We start from the raw sequence: 19,387 nt of genomic DNA, 5'->3' as shown, positions 1-19,387 counted from the left end.
TCACCATGGTTGAAATCGAAATAGACGGCAAAAAAGTCGAAGTCCCTGCTGGTAGCATGGTGATGGACGCCGCCAACAAGCTGGGGACGTACATCCCGCACTTCTGCTATCACAAGAAATTGTCGATCGCCGCCAACTGCCGCATGTGCCTGGTTGAAGTGGAAAAAGCACCGAAGCCGCTGCCTGCGTGCGCCACGCCGGTATCGGCTGGCATGATCGTGCGTTCCGCCTCCGACAAGGCCGTACAGGCACAGAAGTCGGTGATGGAATTCCTCTTGATTAACCACCCGCTGGACTGCCCGATCTGCGATCAGGGCGGCGAGTGCCAGTTGCAAGACTTGGCAGTTGGTTACGGCAAGACCGATTCGCGCTACGAAGAAGACAAGCGCGTGGTCGTGCCGAAAGACGCCGGCCCGCTGGTCTCAATGCAGGAGATGGCCCGCTGCATCCAGTGCACCCGTTGCGTACGCTTTGGCCAGGAAGTGGCCGGCGTGATGGAACTGGGCATGATCGGCCGTGGCGAGCACTCGGAAATCACCTCGTTCGTCGGCCAGACCGTCAACTCGGAAATGTCCGGCAACATGATCGACCTGTGCCCGGTGGGCGCACTGACGTCGAAGCCATTCCGTTACAGCGCCCGTTCATGGGAACTGTCGCGCCGCAAATCGGTCTCGCCGCATGACGGCCTGGGCGCCAACCTGATCGTGCAAGTCAAGGGCGGCAAGGTCAAGCGCGTACTGCCGCTGGAAAACGACGCTGTCAACGAGTGCTGGATTTCCGACAAGGACCGCTTCTCGTACGAAGGCCTGGAAGCCGCCGACCGCCTGACGCAGCCGATGCTCAAGCAGGGCGGCGAGTGGAAAGAAGTCGATTGGCAGACCGCGCTCGAATACGTCGCGCACGGCCTGAAAAACATCCGCCACGAGCATGGCGACAACGCGCTGGCCACCCTGGCCACGCCGCACTCCACGCTCGAGGAACTGCACCTGCTGCAAAAGCTCACCCGCGCCATGGGTTCGACCAGCGTCGATACCCGTCTGCGCCAGTCCGACTTCTCGCTGACCGGCGTGACGCCGTGGCTGGGCATGTCGATCAACGACTTCGGTCAACTGGACCGCGCGTTCGTGATCGGCTCGTTCCTGCGCAAGGATCACCCGCTGCTGGCCACCCGCCTGCGCGCGGCAGTGAAGGGCGGCGCCAAGCTGTCCATCCTGCACGCGACCGACGACGACCTGTTGATGAACGTGTCGAGCAAGGTTATCGCTGCACCGTCGGAATGGTTGTCCGCGCTGTCGCAAATCGTTTCCGCCGTCGCTGCCGCCAAGTCGGTCGCTGCACCGGCCGGTTTCGACGGTATCGAAGCGTCGGACGCCGCCAAGGCAGTTGCCGCCTCGCTGGTTTCCGGCGAGCGCAAGGGTATTTTCCTTGGTAACGCTGCGGTTCAACATCCACAAGCCGGCGCGCTGCACGCAGCTGCCCAGTGGCTGGCCGAACAGACTGGCGCCACCCTCGGTTATCTGACCGAAGCGGCCAACACGGTCGGTGCTTACATCGTCAACGCCAACGGCGCCACCGCCCCGGCGTTTACCGAAGCCAAGCAAGCCTACGTGCTGCTCAACGTCGAGCCGGAACTGGACGCGCACAATCCGCAAGCGGCGATTGCCGCATTGAACAAGGCCGAAATGGTCGTGGTCATGTCCGCTTACAAGCACGGCATGGACTACGCCGACGTGCTGCTGCCGGTCTCGCCGTTTTCCGAAACCTCGGGTACGTTCGTCAACTGCGAAGGCCGTGCACAAAGCTTCAACGGCACCGTCAAGCCGCTGCTGGAAACCCGCCCGGCGTGGAAAGTACTGCGCGTGCTCGGTAACATCCTCGGCCTGGCCGGTTTCGACTACGACACCTCGGAAGCGATCCGCGACGAAGTGCTGGGTAACGGCAACTTCGACGTCTCGGCCAAGCTCAACAACGCAGGCCAGCAGTCGCTGACCGCTTCGACCTCGGTGTCGACTGGCGTCGAGCGTATCGCCGACGTACCGATCTACTTCGCCGACGCCGTGGTGCGCCGCGCCGAGTCGCTGCAAAAGATGGCCGATGCGGCTGCACCGAAAGCGCACCTGTCGCCAGCACTGGCGCAGCAGTTGGGCGTGGTTGCCGGCGACACCGTCAAGGTCACCCAAGGTCATGGCAGCGCAGTCCTGGTTGCCACCGTTGACGCCAAGCTGCCAGCGAACGCCGTGCGCGTTGCTGCGGCCCACCGCTCGACCGCTGCACTGGGCAGCATGTTCGGTGCCATCACCGTTGAAAAAGCAGGAGAGGTGAAATAATGGCGTTGCCTGAATTCGTCACGACGTTGCACGACCTGGGCGCCAACAGCCCGTTGGCCCCGGTCTGGCCTATCGTCTGGAACCTGATCAAGATCATCGTGGTGCTGCTGCCGCTGATGGGCCTGGTCGCTTACCTGACCCTGTGGGAGCGCAAGCTGATCGGCTTCATCCAGATCCGTATCGGCCCCAACCGCGTCGGTCCCGGCGGCCTGCTGCAGCCGATCGCCGATGCGCTGAAACTGCTCTTTAAAGAAATTATCACCCCGGCCAAGGCCAACCCCGGTTTGTTCGTGATCGGTCCGGTCATGACCATCATGCCGGCGCTCGCTGCCTGGGCGGTGGTGCCTTTCGGTCCCGAAGCGGTGCTGGCCAATGTCAACGCCGGCCTGCTGCTGCTGATGGCGATTACCTCGATGGAAGTCTACGGCATCATCATCGCCGGCTGGGCGTCGAACTCGAAGTACTCGTTCATGGGCGCCATGCGCGCTTCGGCCCAGATGATCTCGTACGAAATCCCGATGGGCTTCGTGCTGGTCGTGGTGCTGATGATTACCGGTTCGCTCAACTTCGGCGATATCGTCGCCAGCCAGCAGGCTGGTACGATGGCGTCGCACGGCCTGAACTTCCTGTCGTGGAACTGGCTGCCGCTGCTGCCGCTGTTCGTGGTGTACCTGACCTCGGGCCTGGCTGAATGCAACCGTCACCCGTTCGACGTGGTCGAGGGCGAATCGGAAATCGTCGCCGGTCACATGGTGGAATACTCGGGTATGGCGTACGCCATGTTCATGCTGGCCGAATACGCCAACATGATCCTGATCGCAGCCCTGGCATCGATCATGTTCCTCGGCGGCTGGTCGGCACCGTTTGCGTTCCTGGAATTCTGGGGCGGTTTCGGCGGCTTCTTCTGGTTGTTCGCCAAAACGTTCTTCCTGGTGTCCGTGTTCATCTGGGTGCGCGGTACCTTCCCACGCTACCGTTACGACCAGATCATGCGTCTGGGCTGGAAAGTGTTCATCCCGCTGACCCTGGTGTACCTGGTGTTCGTGGCCGGTTGGATGCATTCCCCATGGAATATCTGGAACTAAGGAATAGACACAAATGGAACGCTTAAAAGACTTCATCGGCAGCTTCATGCTGACCGAACTGATCAAAGGGATGGCGCTGACGGGCAAGTATATGTTCTCGCGCAAGATCACCGTGCAGTACCCGGAAGAGAAGACGCCGATGTCGCCGCGCTTCCGGGGCCTGCACGCGCTGCGCCGCTACCCTAACGGGGAAGAGCGCTGCATCGCCTGCAAACTGTGCGAAGCAGTGTGCCCGGCGATGGCGATCACGATTGAATCGGAGCAGCGCGACGACGGTTCGCGCCGCACCACGCGTTACGACATCGACCTGACCAAGTGCATCTTCTGCGGTTTCTGCGAAGAGTCGTGCCCGGTCGATTCGATCGTCGAAACGCACGTGCTGGAATACCACGGCGAAAAACGCGGCGACTTGTACTACACCAAGGAAATGCTGTTGGCCGTGGGCGATCGTTACGAAAACCAGATCGCCGAAGCACGCGCTGCGGACGCTCCTTACCGCTGACGACAGGCGGGGCAGGGCGCAGGCCGGCAACATCGGTCACGCCTTCTCCGCCGCAGTGGTGGTTCAAACAAAAACTGTACGTCTCTTGGGTTAGTTATGGAATTTAAAACTGCTTTGTTCTACGCCTTTGCAGCCATCATGATATTGGCTGCCACGCGCGTTATCACGGCCCGCAATCCGGTCCACGCGGCCCTGTTCCTGGTGCTGGCGTTCTTCTCGGCCGCCGGCATCTGGATGCTGCTCGAAGCCGAGTTCCTGGCCATCGTGCTGGTGCTCGTGTACGTGGGCGCCGTCATGGTGCTGTTCCTGTTCGTGGTGATGATGCTCGACATCGACACCGGCAGGCTGCGCGAAAACTTCTGGAGCTACCTGCCGGTGGCCAGCTTCGTCGGCGTCATCATCGTGCTGGAAATGGCTGCCGTGCTGTGGAAGTCGTTCCTGTCGTTCGATACCCAGGCCGTTGCTGCCGGTAATATCGGCGGCACCAAGGAACTGGGCATCCTGATCTTCACCAAATATGTTTATGGCTTCGAGATCGCTGCGGCGATCCTGCTGGTGGCAATCGTTGCCGCCGTGGCCCTGACCCTGCGCAAGCGCAAGGACACCAAGCATTTCGACCCGGCTGACGCTGTCCGCGTAAAACGTAACGACCGCCTGAAGATCGTCAAGATCGCGCCGGTTACCACGCGCGGCCAGGTCGATACCGGTTCGGCAGAGAACAAGGAGACCCCATGACTTTATCGCTTGCTCACTACCTGGTTCTTGGCGCGATATTGTTCGCGATCTCGATCGTTGGTATTTTCCTGAACCGCAAGAACATCATCGTTCTGCTGATGGCCATCGAACTGATGCTGCTGGCAGTGAACATGAATTTCATCGCGTTCTCCCACTACTTGGGCGACGCAGCCGGCCAGATCTTCGTTTTCTTCATCCTGACCGTGGCCGCTGCTGAATCAGCGATCGGCCTCGCGATTCTGGTGGTGCTGTTCCGTAATCTGGACACCATCAATGTGGAAGACCTCGATAGGCTCAAGGGTTAATCCCGCGGCTTGGTTCTCATTTCGAAAAATAACGATTAAGGTTCATCATGGCGGGTACTCTCAACCCTAACCTCCTACTGGCCGTACCTCTGGCGCCGCTGGTCGGCTCCGCGATTGCGGGTTTGTTAGGAACCAAATTCTTTGGCAATGTCGTGGGACGCAAAACGTCCCACACGGCGACCATCCTCGGCGTGCTGATCGCCTTCATCCTGTCGGCGATGACGTTCAACGAGGTGCTAGGCGGCGCCACGTACAACGGCACCGTGTATCACTGGATGACGGTGGCAGGCATCAACTTCGAGGTCGGCTTCCAGATCGATACGCTGTCGGCGATGATGATGTGCGTGGTGACGTTCGTGTCGCTGATGGTGCACATCTACACCATCGGCTACATGGCGGAAGACGAAGGCTATAACCGCTTCTTCTCGTACATCTCGCTGTTCACGTTCTCGATGCTGATGCTGGTCATGGCGAACAACTTCCTGCAGCTGTTCTTCGGCTGGGAAGCAGTGGGCCTGGTCTCGTACCTCCTGATCGGCTTCTGGTACAAGCGTCCTACCGCGATCATCGCCAACATGAAGGCATTCCTGGTCAACCGCGTGGGCGACTTCGGCTTCATCCTCGGTATCGGCCTGCTGCTGGCGTACGCCGGCACCATGAACTACCAGGAAGTGTTCGCCAAGAAGGACGAACTGGCACTGCTGACTCTGCCAGGCACCGACTGGGCGCTGCTGACCGTGGCCTGTATCTGCCTGTTCATCGGCGCCATGGGTAAATCGGCGCAGTTCCCGCTGCACGTGTGGCTGCCGGACTCGATGGAAGGTCCAACCCCGATCTCGGCACTGATCCACGCCGCCACCATGGTTACCGCCGGCATCTTCATGGTGTCGCGCATGTCGCCGCTGTTCGAACTGTCGGACACCGCGCTGTCGTTCATCCTGGTGATCGGTTCGATCACTGCGCTGTTCATGGGCTTCCTGGGCATCATCCAGAACGACATCAAGCGCGTGGTCGCTTACTCGACCCTGTCGCAGCTGGGCTACATGACCGTCGCCCTCGGTTGCTCCGCTTACTCGGTGGCCGTATTCCACCTGATGACCCACGCATTCTTCAAGGCACTGCTGTTCCTGGGCGCCGGTTCGGTCATCATCGGCATGCACCACGACCAGGACATCCGCAACATGGGCGGCCTGCGCAAGTACATGCCGATTACCTGGATCACGTCGCTGCTCGGTTCGCTGGCTCTGATCGGTACGCCGTTCTTCTCGGGCTTCTACTCGAAAGACTCGATCATCGAAGCCGTGCACGAGACCCATATCTGGGGCGCCGGTTTCGCCAACTTCGCCGTACTGGCTGGTGTGTTCGTGACCGCGTTCTACTCGTTCCGCATGTACTTCCTGGTGTTCCACGGTAAAGAGCGTTTCGGCCAGGCCCATGCGCACGGTCACGACGCCCATCACGATGCCCACGCCAAGACCGCGCACGCCGATCCGGCCGCACACGGCCACGATGCGGACGCGCACCACGAAGAAGAGGAAGACGACCACGGCCACCACGGCCTGGAACCTGGCCAGAAGCCGCATGAATCGCCATTCGTGGTCTGGTTCCCGCTGGTGATGCTGGCGATTCCTTCGGTCATCATCGGTTACCTGGCCATCGGCCCGATGCTGCACGGCGACTTCTTCAAGAACGTGATCTTTGTCGGTGAAAACCACAAGGCAATGGAAATCCTGGGCGAAGAGTTCCACGGCGCCATGGCGATGACGATTCACTCGCTGACGACCCTGCCGCTGTGGCTGGCAATCGCCGGTGTGGCCAGTGCGTACTACTGCTACATGATCAACCCACGGGTACCGGCATGGTTCTTCGCCAAGTTCACCGCAGTGCACACGCTGCTCGAGAACAAGTACTACATGGACAAGTTCAACGAGGTGGTGTTCGCCGGCGGTGCCCGCCTGCTGGGCAACGGCTTGTGGAATGTCGGCGACAAGACCCTGATCGACGGCCTGCTGGTTAATGGCAGCGCCAAGGTCGTGAACTGGTTCTCGAAGCTGGCACGCGTAGGTCAGACCGGTTACATCTACCACTACGCGTTCGTGATGATCCTGGGCATCCTGGGGTTCCTGGTCTACTTCCTGCCGTTTTGGCACGCTTAATTAGCTGATACGCATAGAGATAACGAAAACCATGATGCAGTCAACCATATCTACATTACCGTACCTGAGCCTGGCGATCTGGCTCCCGATCGTGTTCGGCGCCCTGATCCTGGCGCTCGGTCGCGACACCAACGCCGGCCTGGTACGTATCGGCTCGCTGATCGGCGCCTTGATCAGTTTCGTGGCGACGATTCCGCTGATTACCAATTTCGACAACGCCGCCCACGGCATGCAGTTTGTCGAAAAATCGAAGTGGATCGATACCTTCAACATCTACTACTCGCTGGGCATCGATGGCCTGTCGCTGTGGTTCGTGCCGCTGACCGCCTTCATCACGGTGATCGTGGTGATCTCGGCCTGGCAGGTGATCCAGTCGCGCGTCGCGCAGTACATGGGCGCGTTCCTGATCCTGTCCGGCCTGATGATCGGCGTGTTCTGCGCCATGGACGGCCTGCTGTTCTACTTCTTCTTCGAAGCGACCCTGATCCCGATGTACATCATCATCGGCGTGTGGGGCGGTGAAAACCGCGTGTACGCATCGTTCAAGTTCTTCCTGTACACGTTCTTCGGTTCGCTGCTCACGCTCGTTGCGATCATCTACCTGTACCGCACCACCGGCAGCTTCGACATCCTGCAATGGCACCTCGCAGTGCTGACAATGAAGGAACAGATCTTCATCTTCGCCGCGTTCTTCATGGCCTTTGCCGTGAAAGTGCCGATGTTCCCGGTCCACACCTGGCTGCCGGACGTCCACGTCGAAGCGCCGACCGGCGGTTCCGCCGTGCTGGCCGCGATCATGCTGAAACTGGGCGCCTACGGCTTCCTGCGTTTTTCGCTGCCGATCACGCCTGACGCCTCGCACTACCTGTCCGGCTTCGTGATCACGCTGTCGCTGATCGCCGTGATCTACATCGGCCTGGTGGCCCTGGTGCAGAAGGACATGAAGAAACTGGTCGCCTATTCGTCGATCGCGCACATGGGCTTTGTCACCCTGGGCTTCTTCATCTTCAACCCGATCGGCGTGCAGGGCGGTATCGTGCAAATGATTTCGCACGGCTTCATCTCCGGCGCCATGTTCCTGTGTATCGGTGTGCTGTACGACCAGGCCCACTCGCGCCAGATCGCCGACTACGGCGGTGTGGTCAACAAGATGCCGAAGTTCGCCGCACTGTTCGTGTTCTTCTCGATGGCCAACTGCGGCCTGCCAGCGACCTCCGGCTTTGTCGGCGAGTTCATGGTGATCCTGGGCGCGGTGCAGTACAACTTCTGGATTGGCCTGCTGGCCGCCACGGCACTGATCTTCGGCGCGGCTTACTCGCTGTGGATGGCCAAGCGCGTGATCTTCGGCAAAGTGACCAACCACCATGTGGCCGCACTGGTCGACGTGAACGGACGCGAGTTCTTCATGCTGGGCGTGCTGGCAATTGCCGTGCTGGTCATGGGCCTGTACCCGGCGCCGTTCACCGACACCATGCAAACGTCGGTGGCCGACCTGCTGGCCCATGTTGCTAAAAGCAAGCTGCCTTAAATGAAACTGAACACCGGAACATCGAGAAAATCCTAAATGATTACACCTATTCCACAAGAGGCGTTCAACATCGCCCCGGCGTATGCCGAGGTCACGATGATTGTCGGCGCTTCGCTATTACTGCTGGTCGACATGTATTTGTCGGAGTCCAAGCGCTCGATCACGTACCTGCTGTCGCTGGCACTGCTGGCCGTTTGCGCGGCCATCAGCTACGGCGACTTCATGAGCGGCGCCACGCTGTATACCTTCAACGGCATGTACGTGTCCGACCCGATGTCGAACCTGCTCAAGCTGTTTACGTACCTGGCTCTGGCCCTGACCCTGATCTATTCGCGCCAGTACACCACTGACCGCGGCATGATGACCGGCAACCTGGGCGGTGAGTTCTACGTCCTGGCGCTGTTCGCAGGCCTGGGCCAGATGATCATGATCTCCGGCTCGCACTTCCTCACCATCTACCTTGGTGTGGAACTGATGTCGCTGTCGCTGTATGCGCTGGTCGCACTGCGTCGTGACAACCACAAGGCCACCGAAGCGGCGATGAAGTACTTCGTCCTCGGCGCATTGGCTTCGGGCTTCCTGCTGTACGGTATGTCGATGTTGTACGGCGCCACCGGCACCCTGGAAATCTCGAAAGTCGCTGCTGCCGTTGCTGCCGGCACCATCAAGCCGACCATCCTGGTGTTCGGTATCGTGTTCCTGGTCGCTGGCCTGGCATTCAAACTGGGCGCGGTGCCATTCCACATGTGGGTACCGGACGTGTACGAAGGTTCGCCAACCGCAGTGACCCTGCTGCTGGGCGGCGCACCGAAGATCGCTACCTTTGCAGTGTGCATCCGCCTGCTGGTGGAAGGCCTGCTGCCGCTGGCAGTCGACTGGCAGCAGATGCTGATGGTCCTGGCCGTGCTGTCGCTGGTGATCGGTAACCTGACCGCGATTGCCCAGACCAACCTGAAACGTATGCTGGCGTACTCGACCATCGCGCAGATCGGCTTCGTGCTGCTGGGCCTGTTGTCGGGCGTGGGCACCACCGTCGGCAACGGCGGCATGGAAGCTGCCTACAGCGCCTCGATGTTCTACGTGGTCACCTATGTGCTGACCACCGTGGGCACTTTCGGCCTGTTGATGCTGCTGTCGCGCGCCGGTTTCGATGCCGACAACATCGCCGACTTCAAGGGCCTGGGCAAGCGCAGCGGCTGGTTCGCGCTGATGATGACCATCATGATGTTCTCGATGGCCGGCGTGCCACCGCTGGTAGGCTTTGCCGCCAAGTTCTCGGTGCTGAACGCAGTGCTCGGTACCGGCCAGGTATGGCTGACCGTCGTGGCGGTGATGTTCTCGCTGATCGGCGCTTACTACTACCTGCGCATCGTCAAAACCATGTGGTTCGACGAGCCGGTTGACAGCGCTCCGCTCAGCGCGCCAGCCGACATGAAACTGGTGCTGAGCCTGAACGGCGTTGCCATCCTGGCGCTGGGCGTGCTGCCAGGCCCGCTGCTGGCCGTGTGCGCAGCCGCGATGAAAGTGACGCTGACTACCTGATGGACGTCAATGGCGCGAGCTGGTTGGTGATCGCGATTGCTATCGCGGCCGCCAACCTGCCATTCTTTAATGAAAAAGTGCTGGCCCTGGTTCCAGCACGCTGGTCCACCGAAGCCAAGCCGTTGACCGTGCGGCTGGCCGAGATGATCGGCCTGTACTTCGTGGTCGGCGCCATCGGCATGGCGCTCGAGGGCCAGATCGGCACGCGCTTCCCGCAGACCTGGGAGTTCTACGCGATTTCCGCCTGCCTGTTCCTGGTGCTGGGGTTCCCCGGCTTCATCGTCCGCTACCTGCGCCGTCCCCGCGACTAGCCGTCCACTGATACACTGCTGCTCTTCGAACCCTCGTGGAGCAGCAAGTGAATCTGACCGAAACCCGCCTCGACGGCGACCTGGCCTACGACGGCCACTTCCTCAAAGTCCAACGCGATAATATTGAACTGCCCAATGGCCGCCGCGCCGTGCGCGAGTACATCAAGCATCCGGGCGCCGTAGTGATCCTGCCCGTGTTCGACGACGGTCACGTCCTGCTGGAAAACCAGTTCCGCTACCCGCTGCACCGCACCTTCATCGAATTCCCCGCCGGGAAAATCGACCCCAACGAAGATCCGCTCGATTGCGCCAAGCGTGAGCTGATCGAAGAGACCGGCTACACCGCCACCGACTGGCAGTTCGTCTGCACCATCCACAACGCCATCGCCTACGCTGACGAGCACCTGGACATCTACCTGGCGCGCGGCCTGGTGGCAGGCGAGCAAAAGCTCGACGAAGGCGAATTCCTCGAACTGTTTACCGCGCCGCTCGACGACCTGCTGCAATGGGTGCGCGAAGGTAAAGTGACCGACGTGAAAACCGTGATCGGCGCGTTCTGGCTCGACAAGCTGCGCGCCGGCGACTGGAAGCTGGGCTGACGGATGCGGGTGCTGGCCATCTCAGCGGCGTTGGCTGTCCTGGTATCAGGCGCCGCCGGCGTGCTGGTCCCAAAGCAGGCCATCGCTGCCGCCGCCGCCCGCACGGCATTCCAGGTCCGCTGCGAAGACACGATCAGCAAGACCATCTCGGTGCTCTCGACCAGGAGCAATGGCTTCACCATCAACAACCAGCTGCCATACCGCGCACTGACGCTGAAGACCGGCAGCATCGACGGCCGCCGCGAGACGCTGGGCTTGACTGTCACGCGCGCGCAATATTCGGCCACGCTGGGCGGACCGATGTTGCAGGACCCGGTGAGCGGCTACGAGTGCGTGGCGCCCAAGGTGGAGTTGAAACTCAACTACGCGCCAGTGCTGATCTACGTCGGCAACGAGTTCGCTCCCGGTACCTGCGCTTACAACGTCATCCTCGAGCACGAGCAGCGCCATCTCCAGGCCTACATGGACAACCTGGTACGGGTAGAAAAAGTGGTACGCGCGGCGCTGGAAAAGCGTTTCGACGCGAGGCCGCTGTACGCGCCTTCGGGCACCGCGCAATCGGCGCTGCAGCACGAGATCAACAGCGTCTGGTTCCCGTTCATCAAGGCGGAATTCGACAAGGGCAACGTGGAACAGGCTAAAATCGACACCCCGCAGGAATACGCGCGCCTGGCCGAGACCTGCAACGGCGACATCCGCCGCATCATCGAACAGCGCCGCCGCAAACAATAAGAACCCATGAACGACACCAACCAACCCCGCTATTTCGCCTTGCTGCCCGCCGCCGGCGTGGGGGCGCGCATGGCCGCCAACGGCCCCAAACAATACCTGCCGGTCGGCGGCAAGCCGCTGCTGCGCCACGCGGTGGACGCCTTCCGCGCCAGCGCGCTGGTGGCCCACACCTACGTGGTGGTCAGCGCGGACGACGGCCAGATCGACGGCGTGTTGCCACCGGGCCTCGACGGCGTGACGGTGCTGCGCTGCGGCGGCGCCACCCGCATGGATACCGTGCTGAACGGCCTGCGCGCGCTGCAAGGCCAACTAGGCGATAGCGACCTGGTGATGGTGCACGACGCCGCCCGTCCGGGCCTGACGCCGGCGCTGATTGAAAAACTGGTGCACGGCGTGGGCGAGCACCCGGCCGGCGGCTTGCTGGCCTTGCCGGTGGTCGATACCGTCAAGCGCAGCGCCGACGGTGTCAGCACTGTGCCGCGCACCGGCCTGTGGCTGGCGCAAACGCCGCAGATGTTCAGCTACGCGCTGCTGCTGCGCGCGCTTGGCAGCGCCCCGGACGCCAACGCCATCACCGACGACGCCAGCGCCGTCGAGATGCTGGGCCTGTCGCCGCGGCTGATCGAAGGCCATCCAAGAAATCTGAAAGTCACGCTGCCGGCCGACATCCGCATCGCCGAGATGTACCTGGCCGCCGACGCATAAACTACCAAGGACAATATGAGCAAACTTCCATTCCGCATCGGCCAGGGCTACGATTGCCACGCACTGGTTGAAGGCCGCAAGCTGATCATCGGCGGCATCGACATCCCGCACCACCTGGGCCTGTTGGGCCACTCGGATGCCGACGTGCTGCTGCACGCGATCACCGACGCCATCCTGGGCGCCGCCGCGCTGGGCGACATCGGCAAGCATTTCCCGGACACCGACGCCCAGTTCAAGGGCGCCGATTCGCGCACCTTGCTCAAGGAAGCGGCCCGCCGCGTGGCCGCCACCGGCTACCGTATCGGCAATATCGACGCCACCATCATCGCGCAAAAGCCGAAGATGGCGCCGCACATTGCCGCCATGTGCGCCAACCTGGCGGAGGACCTGGGCGTGGACGCAGGGCAGGTGAACATCAAGGCCAAGACCAACGAGAAGCTCGGTTACCTGGGCCGCGAGGAGGGCATCGCTGCCGAGGCAGTGGCTCTGCTGCTGGCCACCGAAGACTGATGGCGCGCGACATCTATGCCTACCGCCAGGTGGCGGTGCACTCGGTGCAGCGCGGCAGTGCGGTGGAAATCCACCCGGTGCCGGGCCAGGCGTTTTCGCCGGAGCTGCTGGTGCAGTGCTCGCAGCGCCTGAAAGACCTGGACACGTACCCGCTGGGCACGTGCTTCCTGCTCGACGCCAAGCTGACCGACCGGGGCGGCAACCAGTACATGTACGCGTGGCATGGCGATGCGGTGCAGGTGTTGTCGCCCAAACAGACCAAGGCCTTCCTGGCCGAATTCCGGCGCGGGCGGATTTGACAAAACCTGGATCCCCGCGTGCGCGAGGATGACGGCGCCCAGCTCTCGGGCCATAAATCCGTCATGTTCGCGAATGCCACAGCCTTTGAATCCGTCATCTCCGCGCAGGCGGGGATCCATGGAACCTGAGAGTCGCAGCAATCTCACCGACAATCAATGTACCGCCGCCAACTTGGCGCCCGGCCCGCCATCCTCCACCCCGAACCGCCAGATCACCAACGCCATCGCCAGCGCAAACGCACCGCCGACTATCATCACGCCGGACACGCCCACGTGATCGGCCACGATGCCGCCAACCAGTGCGCCACCGGCCAGCGCCACCTGCGCCGTCGAGACGAATACCGCGCCGCCACTTTCCATCGCATGCGGCGCCGCCTTGAACATCCAGCTTTGCACCGCGATCGGCATCATGCCGAAGCCCAGGCCCCAGGTCACGATCAGCACCACCACGCCCGCCAGCGACGCACCTGCCACCGGCAGCGCCAGGGTCGAGAACCCGATCACCAGCCCCACCGCGATCAACGCGCGGCGCACGCTGCGCGCCACCAGCCAGCCGCCGAGCAGGTTGCCGATGAAACCCGCTACGCCATAGGCCAGGAACAACGCACTGATCACGCCGGCGCCCAGTTGCGCCACCTGCACCAGGAACGGCGTCACGTAGGTGTAGGCCGTGAACTGCCCGATAAACACCAGCAGGGTCACCGCCATGCCCAGCCGCGCCTTCTTGATGCGCAGCAGTTCCGGCACCTGTCGGAACGTCAGCGAACCGGCGGCCGGCAGGCTGGGCATCAGCGCCAGTTGCAGCAGCAGGACCACCACGCCAATCGCACCGGTGGCCTGGAACGCCGCGCGCCAGCCCGCGATCTCGCCGAGCAGGGCGCCGGCCGGTACCCCGGCCACCGTGCCGACCGACACGCCGGCAAATATGATCGACGTCGCCCGCGCCGCATACGCAGGCGGCACCAGCCGCGTGCCGATCGCGCCGCCGATGGCCCAGAAGCCGCCCACGCCAACCCCGAGTAGTGCCCGCGCCAGCAGGATCAGCGCGAACGAATCGCTGAGCGCCACGATCAGGTTGGAGATGATCAGCGTGGCAGTGAGGCCCGCGATCACGTAGCGGCGGTCGGTCTTGCCGATGCCGATGGTGACGAGGATGGCCGCAAACGCGGCGATGATGCCGGGCAGGGTGACCATCATGCCGGCCGTGCCCTCGGAAATGCGCAGCTCGGCCGCGATCGACGGCAGCAGGCCGACCGGCAGGAACTCGGTAGTCACCAGCGCGAACGAGCCGATGCCGACCGACAGCACTGCCAGCCAGGCGGCGCGGGTGGGGGCGATGGTGGATGTCGCGGCTGTGGCGTCCCCGGGCAGGGTATGGGCGGGAGAAGTCTGTTGCATAATATGGATTCCGGGTAGGTTGAACTGGTCCGTAAAAACCCTTGAGTTTTTTACTGGTCGGTTCATAATGAATCCATGAACAGCATGTTGTCAACGAGTTTTTAACCGAATGGTATGAAAGAATCCGCATCCACCACCCGCAAGACCGGGCGCCCACGCACTTTCGATGCCGATACGGCGCTGGAAAAGGCGATGAAGGTATTCTGGGAAAAAGGCTACGAAGGCAGCTCTCTGCCCGAGCTGACCGAGGCGATGGGTATGAACCGCCCCAGCCTGTACGCCGTGTTCGGCAACAAGGAAAACCTGTTCCGCCTGGCGCTGGAGCGCTACAGCGCCAGCCACGATCCGCTGTTCAATGCGGCGATGGAGCAGCCGACCGCGCGCGCCGTGGTCGAGCATTTTTTACGTGGCAACGCCAACGCCCAGACCGAAACCGACAATCCGCAAGGCTGCCTGGTGATCAATGGCGCGCTGGCGTGCAGCGACGATGCGCGCCCTGTGCAGGCCTCGCTGATCGAGCACCGGGCACTGAGCGAAGCGCGCCTGAAGCAGCGGCTGGAACAGGCGCGCGAGGAGGGCGATTTGCCGGCCGACTGTTGCCCGGGCCAGATGGCGCGCTACGTGATGACGGTATCGAACGGCATGGCCGTGCAGTCGGCCGCCGGCGCGACGCGCCAGCAGTTGCAGGAGGTGGTGGACCAGGTGTTGCGGGGCTGGCCGGCGTAGTTAAGGTTTGGATGGGCGGATGCCCGTATATTGCGCCGACACCAGCACCCACTGCTGGCCGACCAGGCGGGCGACGTACCCGCCGCGCATGGCAAATTTGCGGGTCGCCCCATCCTGGTTCATGGTGTAGGAAAGTCGGGCCGACACCAGCGCCGTATCGCCCATGATGCGCACCGCCGGCTCGTCCACCTGGACCTGCGGGGCAGGGCGCTTCAACTCCGGCGCGTAGAACGACAACATCTTCTCGCGGCTGTCGACTTCGCCGACCGGCGATATCTCGACATAGTTCTCGGCGGTGGTGGCGCGCAAGGTGGCCTGGTCGAACGCGCCCTGGGCCTGGGCGTGACGCTCGACCAGGGAGACCAGTTCGGCGTCCGTGGTGGCCGCGTGCGCACTGCCAGTGAGCATCATGATGCCGAGTGCTGCGCCGGCAAGCGCTGCGGGAAAATTCAATGTCATTTGCGTTGTCCTCTAAAAAAGTGTCAGTAATACATCCTGCCGCATATTACGTGGATAGCGGCGGTGGCCTGGAGGTTTGAGACGATCAGTGCGATTCCAGCGATGGAGTGCTATTTATGGGGGACAGTCCGTCATTGCGCCAGAAAAGATAAAAAGCGAGAGCGCAGGAATTTCCAAACACCAATGAAACATCAACGGCGTTAATGTCAACGTTACAATGACCATCCGCACCGAACTGGTGATGCATGAATAACCTGACCGAGCCATGACAGCGACCGCTGCCCCCCACGACGCCACTTTTTTCATTGCCCTTAACGCCGGTTCCGGCCACTCGGAGACCGACGAGCGCCGTTCCACCATCGAGACGGTCATGCGCGACGCCGGCCGCCGCTTCGAACTGACCATGATCGACCAGCCCGATACCATCGACGAGATTGCCACCAGGCTGGCCAAACAGGCGGCCGACAGCGGCGGCGTGCTGGTGGCTGCCGGCGGCGATGGGACGATCAACGCGGTGGCGCGGCAGGCGGTGGCGCACGGCTGCAAGTTTGGCGTGCTGCCGCAAGGGACGTTCAACTATTTTGGCCGCACCCACGGTATTCCCGAGGATTTGACCGAGGCGGTGCACGCGCTGCTGGCTTCGCGCGTGCATGCGGTGCAGGTCGGCGTAATCAACGACCGCGTGTTCCTGGTCAACGCCAGCATCGGTCTGTATCCCAAGATGCTGGAAGCGCGCGAAGCGGACAAGCAGCAGTTCGGCCGCAGCCGGCTGGTGGCGGTGTTCTCGGCCTTGAAGACTTTGTTGAGACCGCATCGAAGGCTGCGCTTGGCGTTGAATATCGACGGCAAGCCACGCCATCTGCGCACCGCCACCTTCTTTGTCGGTAACAACCGCCTGCAGATGGAACAGATCGGCATCCCGCCGCTCAGCGACGCGCTGGAAGACGGCCGCCTGGCAGCGGTGGCGCCGCGCACCAAGGGCAAGCTCGGCATGTTATGGCTGATGGTGCACGGCGCCTTGGGCCGGATGGGGCGGCTGAACCAGGCCGACGAGCTGACCACCTTCAGTTTCAAGCGAGTGGAAGTGAAAGTGCGCAGCCTGTCGCGGCGGCGCCAGGTCAAGGTGGCCACCGATGGCGAGATCACCATGATGAGCAACCCGCTGGAAATTCACGTGATGGATGAGCAGTTGCTGCTGCTCAAGCCTGACCCCAAGCCAGCCGACGTCGACTAAACGAGTCAGGCCACTTCGGCCAGGCCCTTGCCGAACAGGCGGCGCAATTCGGCAATCAACAAGTCCGGGCCGTGGTACAGCGCGCTGCTGCTGATCGGCACCACGGCGTCGTTGATGCGCACGATCAGTTGCGGCACGCCGCGCACGCCCAGCTGCGCCATCAAGGCCTGGGCGGTGTGGATACGGGCCGCAGTGCGCTGCGCCAGGCCGGTATCGGTGGCCAGTTGCAGCGCCAGCTCGGTGGCGTCGGCCTGGTGGCCGTGCTCCTGCAGGCAGGCGGCCATGGTGCGCGCGACGACGCCGGCATCGGCGGTGTCCTTGCCACCGACGTAGCGGGCGCTTTGCAGGCGGTGCAGCAGGCCCGCTTCCAGTCGGGAGTCGATCGCCGCGATGGCTGTCAGCGCGCGGCTCAAGATTTCCGAATCGAAGCGCACGCCGCTTGCCTGCAACACGTTCTTGCGGTAGGCCTCGCTGAAGACCTGGCCGGTCATGGCGGCGATACGCTGGTCGTTACTCCAGGCATAGTCGCCGAATTCGGACGTGAGGGCCCGGGCACCCGCACCGGAAAACAGGCCGCTCGGATGCAGTTCCAGCAGCGATGGAAAGGTAGCCGACAAACCGGCCAGCGCTGGGGCGCTGGCATAGCACCAGCCACACAGCGGATCGAACAGGTATTGCAAGCGGATCGTGGACATCAGGTGGCTTTCGTAAAATCACCACTGTAGGCGATGAGCCGGCGCAGAAATACCGCGTAGCCAGAGACACTTTGTTGCATGGATCGGGTGAATCAGGCTATCACTGTTCTTTCGATCTCGGATATTGCTGCTTCAGCGCGGCAAGCGCCATCAGCCCCGGGTATTCCTTGCAGGTGGCAAAGCGGTGCCGGTAGTAGGCAGCCCAATAACTGGTCGCCCGCTGTTCTACGCCTTCGCAATAGGCGAGGTTATGTTGGTAGAAATCCAGGTATTTCGCTTCGATGCCCTGGCTGAAGCGTTCAAGGATGGGTTCGATGATTTCGATGACATACTCGCCGAGAAGCTGCACCACGAACGGCGCCAGCCATGGCGCATCGCTGGTCAGGATGCGGCGCAGGCATTGTTCCCGGACGAAGCCATCGTGGTGACGGGTGCCGAGGCACAGGGCGATCAGTCCCGCATCGCCTGGGGCAGTGGCGGCTGTCAGCAGTCGTTCTGTGTCGTAATACACGCGAGCGGGAATGTGCAACTGCTCACCGCCAACGCTGACAGACTTGTGAGTGTATACCGCAGGGTGCATCACGCCCATGGCGAGTGCTGATACGATTGGGCCGGCCTGATCGGCCAACGCGGAAGGGAAGGCGTGCGTTTCGTCTGCCTGAGTTTTGGTATCGAGATCGGAGATCATACTAAACCAGCTGGCTTGGCATTGATGATCGCCTGCGGCGGATCGAACTCGATGCCGGAGATATCCGGCATCGCCAGTGCATCGGCAATGCTGCGTCGCTGCATGGTGAGCTTTTGGTAATCTTCAAAGCTCATCAGCACGTGGGTCGGGCGCGCCCCTTCCGTGATGAGGACCGGTCCCTGATTTGCTGCGCTCACCGCTTGGTGGAATTCGCGACTGGATATGGTGGTGATGTTCATGGCAATACCGCAAGCGTCAGCTGATGTACTCACGTTAGCACATATCGACATTCGGTTGAGCAAGCGGCAACGCGTCAGAGGGCCGCTATTGTTGATTCGACCGCGTGGCCAGCGCCACGATCGCAATCCCGGCCGCCACGATCAGCGCATCCTCGATGAGGCCGCTACGGGTCTGACCGATGCGCGCGATGCCTTCCTTGCGCCCGGCCAGCGTCAGGTAAGCCATCGGCACTGCGGTGGCGACGGCCACGGCGGCGCCGGCGCCTTCGCGGCCTTTTGGCGCCAGGGCGGCGCCGGCGATGCCGGCGCTGGCCACGCGGGCGATCAGGCCCAGCGCCACGGTGCGGTCCGGTGCGGTTTTCATCTTGTCGCCGTACAGTTCGCCTGCGCCCATGGCCAGCGCGCCGAACTTGAAGATCGGGCGGTCAAGCAGGAACAGTTCGCCCGGCGTGCGGCGGCCGGCCAGGCGGGCGGCGGCGATGGTGGCCATCGGCGTCATCGAGCGGGCGCTGGCGACGATGCCGATCAGGACGGAGGAGAGCAGGGTGCGGATGGTCATGTTGATGTCCAGTGAGATTAAAAGATGGTCGAATCGACATCAATATAGCCCAC

The 19,387-nt window shown here is 62.2% G+C and carries 22 protein-coding genes; 16 read left to right on the top strand and 6 right to left on the bottom strand.

Annotated features, from left to right (window positions below; translation table 11 throughout):
* The first annotated feature begins 5 nt into the window (after nt 1-5).
* From nuoG to J2X54_RS11205, 14 genes are all read left to right on the top strand, one after another.
* Entirely contained in the window at nt 6-2,327 is a 2,322-nt protein-coding gene (gene nuoG, locus J2X54_RS11270; protein WP_310180692.1) for an NADH-quinone oxidoreductase subunit NuoG, read from the top strand.
* Complete coding sequence (gene nuoH, locus J2X54_RS11265) at nt 2,327-3,412, top strand: NADH-quinone oxidoreductase subunit NuoH (protein WP_310180690.1); 1,086 nt, start codon at nt 2,327-2,329, stop codon at nt 3,410-3,412. The genes nuoG and nuoH overlap by 1 nt, the downstream gene beginning before the upstream one ends.
* A gap of 13 nt (nt 3,413-3,425) precedes the next feature.
* A complete protein-coding gene (gene nuoI / locus J2X54_RS11260) occupies nt 3,426-3,914 on the top strand; it encodes an NADH-quinone oxidoreductase subunit NuoI (RefSeq protein WP_019920325.1) in 489 nt (162 codons plus the stop codon).
* Between the two features lie 96 nt (nt 3,915-4,010).
* Nucleotides 4,011-4,649, top strand: coding sequence for an NADH-quinone oxidoreductase subunit J (locus J2X54_RS11255; protein ID WP_070250203.1), 639 nt, complete (start codon nt 4,011-4,013; stop codon nt 4,647-4,649).
* Entirely contained in the window at nt 4,646-4,954 is a 309-nt protein-coding gene (nuoK, locus tag J2X54_RS11250) for an NADH-quinone oxidoreductase subunit NuoK (protein ID WP_019920323.1), read from the top strand. The genes J2X54_RS11255 and nuoK overlap by 4 nt, the downstream gene beginning before the upstream one ends.
* A 47-nt stretch (nt 4,955-5,001) precedes the next feature.
* Nucleotides 5,002-7,110, top strand: a complete 2,109-nt coding sequence (gene nuoL / locus J2X54_RS11245; protein WP_310180685.1) for an NADH-quinone oxidoreductase subunit L — start codon at nt 5,002-5,004, stop codon at nt 7,108-7,110.
* Between the two features lie 31 nt (nt 7,111-7,141).
* Nucleotides 7,142-8,638 (top strand): NADH-quinone oxidoreductase subunit M, encoded by a 1,497-nt coding sequence (locus J2X54_RS11240; protein WP_070250198.1) that lies wholly within the window; start codon nt 7,142-7,144, stop codon nt 8,636-8,638.
* Between the two features lie 36 nt (nt 8,639-8,674).
* Nucleotides 8,675-10,180, top strand: coding sequence for an NADH-quinone oxidoreductase subunit NuoN (nuoN, locus tag J2X54_RS11235; protein ID WP_310180684.1), 1,506 nt, complete (start codon nt 8,675-8,677; stop codon nt 10,178-10,180).
* Nucleotides 10,180-10,491: a DUF2818 family protein gene (locus tag J2X54_RS11230; protein WP_310180683.1), complete on the top strand. Its 312-nt coding sequence runs from the start codon at nt 10,180-10,182 to the stop codon at nt 10,489-10,491. The genes nuoN and J2X54_RS11230 overlap by 1 nt, the downstream gene beginning before the upstream one ends.
* Nucleotides 10,492-10,538: 47 nt before the next feature.
* Entirely contained in the window at nt 10,539-11,090 is a 552-nt protein-coding gene (locus tag J2X54_RS11225) for an NUDIX hydrolase (RefSeq protein WP_310180682.1), read from the top strand.
* Between the two features lie 3 nt (nt 11,091-11,093).
* Nucleotides 11,094-11,822, top strand: a complete 729-nt coding sequence (locus tag J2X54_RS11220) for a hypothetical protein (protein WP_310180681.1) — start codon at nt 11,094-11,096, stop codon at nt 11,820-11,822.
* A 6-nt stretch (nt 11,823-11,828) separates the two neighbouring features.
* Complete coding sequence (gene ispD, locus J2X54_RS11215; protein WP_310180680.1) at nt 11,829-12,527, top strand: 2-C-methyl-D-erythritol 4-phosphate cytidylyltransferase; 699 nt, start codon at nt 11,829-11,831, stop codon at nt 12,525-12,527.
* 15 nt (nt 12,528-12,542) lie between these two features.
* Complete coding sequence (gene ispF, locus J2X54_RS11210; RefSeq protein ID WP_310180678.1) at nt 12,543-13,037, top strand: 2-C-methyl-D-erythritol 2,4-cyclodiphosphate synthase; 495 nt, start codon at nt 12,543-12,545, stop codon at nt 13,035-13,037.
* Entirely contained in the window at nt 13,037-13,336 is a 300-nt protein-coding gene (locus tag J2X54_RS11205) for a hypothetical protein (protein WP_070250188.1), read from the top strand. Before ispF ends, J2X54_RS11205 begins: the two co-directional genes overlap by 1 nt.
* Before the next feature lie 153 nt (nt 13,337-13,489).
* On the opposite strand, the gene J2X54_RS11200 is transcribed toward J2X54_RS11205, so the two are convergent.
* Nucleotides 13,490-14,734, bottom strand: a complete 1,245-nt coding sequence (locus tag J2X54_RS11200) for an MFS transporter (protein ID WP_310180676.1) — start codon at nt 14,732-14,734, stop codon at nt 13,490-13,492.
* A 114-nt stretch (nt 14,735-14,848) separates the two neighbouring features.
* On the opposite strand from J2X54_RS11200, the gene J2X54_RS11195 reads away from it, so the two are divergent.
* Nucleotides 14,849-15,460: a TetR/AcrR family transcriptional regulator gene (locus J2X54_RS11195; RefSeq protein ID WP_070250186.1), complete on the top strand. Its 612-nt coding sequence runs from the start codon at nt 14,849-14,851 to the stop codon at nt 15,458-15,460.
* On the opposite strand, the gene J2X54_RS11190 is transcribed toward J2X54_RS11195, so the two are convergent.
* Nucleotides 15,461-15,919 carry a nuclear transport factor 2 family protein gene (locus J2X54_RS11190; protein WP_310180673.1) on the bottom strand — a complete coding sequence of 153 codons (459 nt, stop codon included), beginning with the start codon at nt 15,917-15,919 and terminating at the stop codon, nt 15,461-15,463.
* A gap of 265 nt (nt 15,920-16,184) precedes the next feature.
* Between J2X54_RS11190 and J2X54_RS11185 the strand changes: the two genes are divergently transcribed.
* Nucleotides 16,185-17,153: a diacylglycerol kinase family protein gene (locus tag J2X54_RS11185; protein WP_310180671.1), complete on the top strand. Its 969-nt coding sequence runs from the start codon at nt 16,185-16,187 to the stop codon at nt 17,151-17,153.
* 5 nt (nt 17,154-17,158) lie between these two features.
* Here the strand turns inward: J2X54_RS11185 and J2X54_RS11180 are convergent, their stop codons facing one another.
* The 4 genes from J2X54_RS11180 to J2X54_RS11165 form a co-directional block, all read right to left on the bottom strand.
* Nucleotides 17,159-17,848 carry a DsbA family protein gene (locus tag J2X54_RS11180; protein ID WP_310180669.1) on the bottom strand — a complete coding sequence of 230 codons (690 nt, stop codon included), beginning with the start codon at nt 17,846-17,848 and terminating at the stop codon, nt 17,159-17,161.
* Between the two features lie 100 nt (nt 17,849-17,948).
* Nucleotides 17,949-18,536: a hypothetical protein gene (locus tag J2X54_RS11175; protein WP_310180667.1), complete on the bottom strand. Its 588-nt coding sequence runs from the start codon at nt 18,534-18,536 to the stop codon at nt 17,949-17,951.
* Nucleotides 18,533-18,775 (bottom strand): type II toxin-antitoxin system Phd/YefM family antitoxin, encoded by a 243-nt coding sequence (locus tag J2X54_RS11170; RefSeq protein ID WP_310180665.1) that lies wholly within the window; start codon nt 18,773-18,775, stop codon nt 18,533-18,535. Before J2X54_RS11170 ends, J2X54_RS11175 begins: the two co-directional genes overlap by 4 nt.
* An 85-nt stretch (nt 18,776-18,860) precedes the next feature.
* Nucleotides 18,861-19,334, bottom strand: coding sequence for a hypothetical protein (locus tag J2X54_RS11165; RefSeq protein WP_310180662.1), 474 nt, complete (start codon nt 19,332-19,334; stop codon nt 18,861-18,863).
* Nucleotides 19,335-19,387 lie beyond the last annotated feature (53 nt).

It is taken from the genome of Duganella sp. 3397 (assembly GCF_031456625.1).
Lineage (GTDB): Bacteria > Pseudomonadota > Gammaproteobacteria > Burkholderiales > Burkholderiaceae_D > Rugamonas > Rugamonas phyllosphaerae.
The sequence above is the reverse complement of the archived record's forward strand: the minus strand, read 5'-3'. Positions and strand labels throughout refer to the sequence as shown.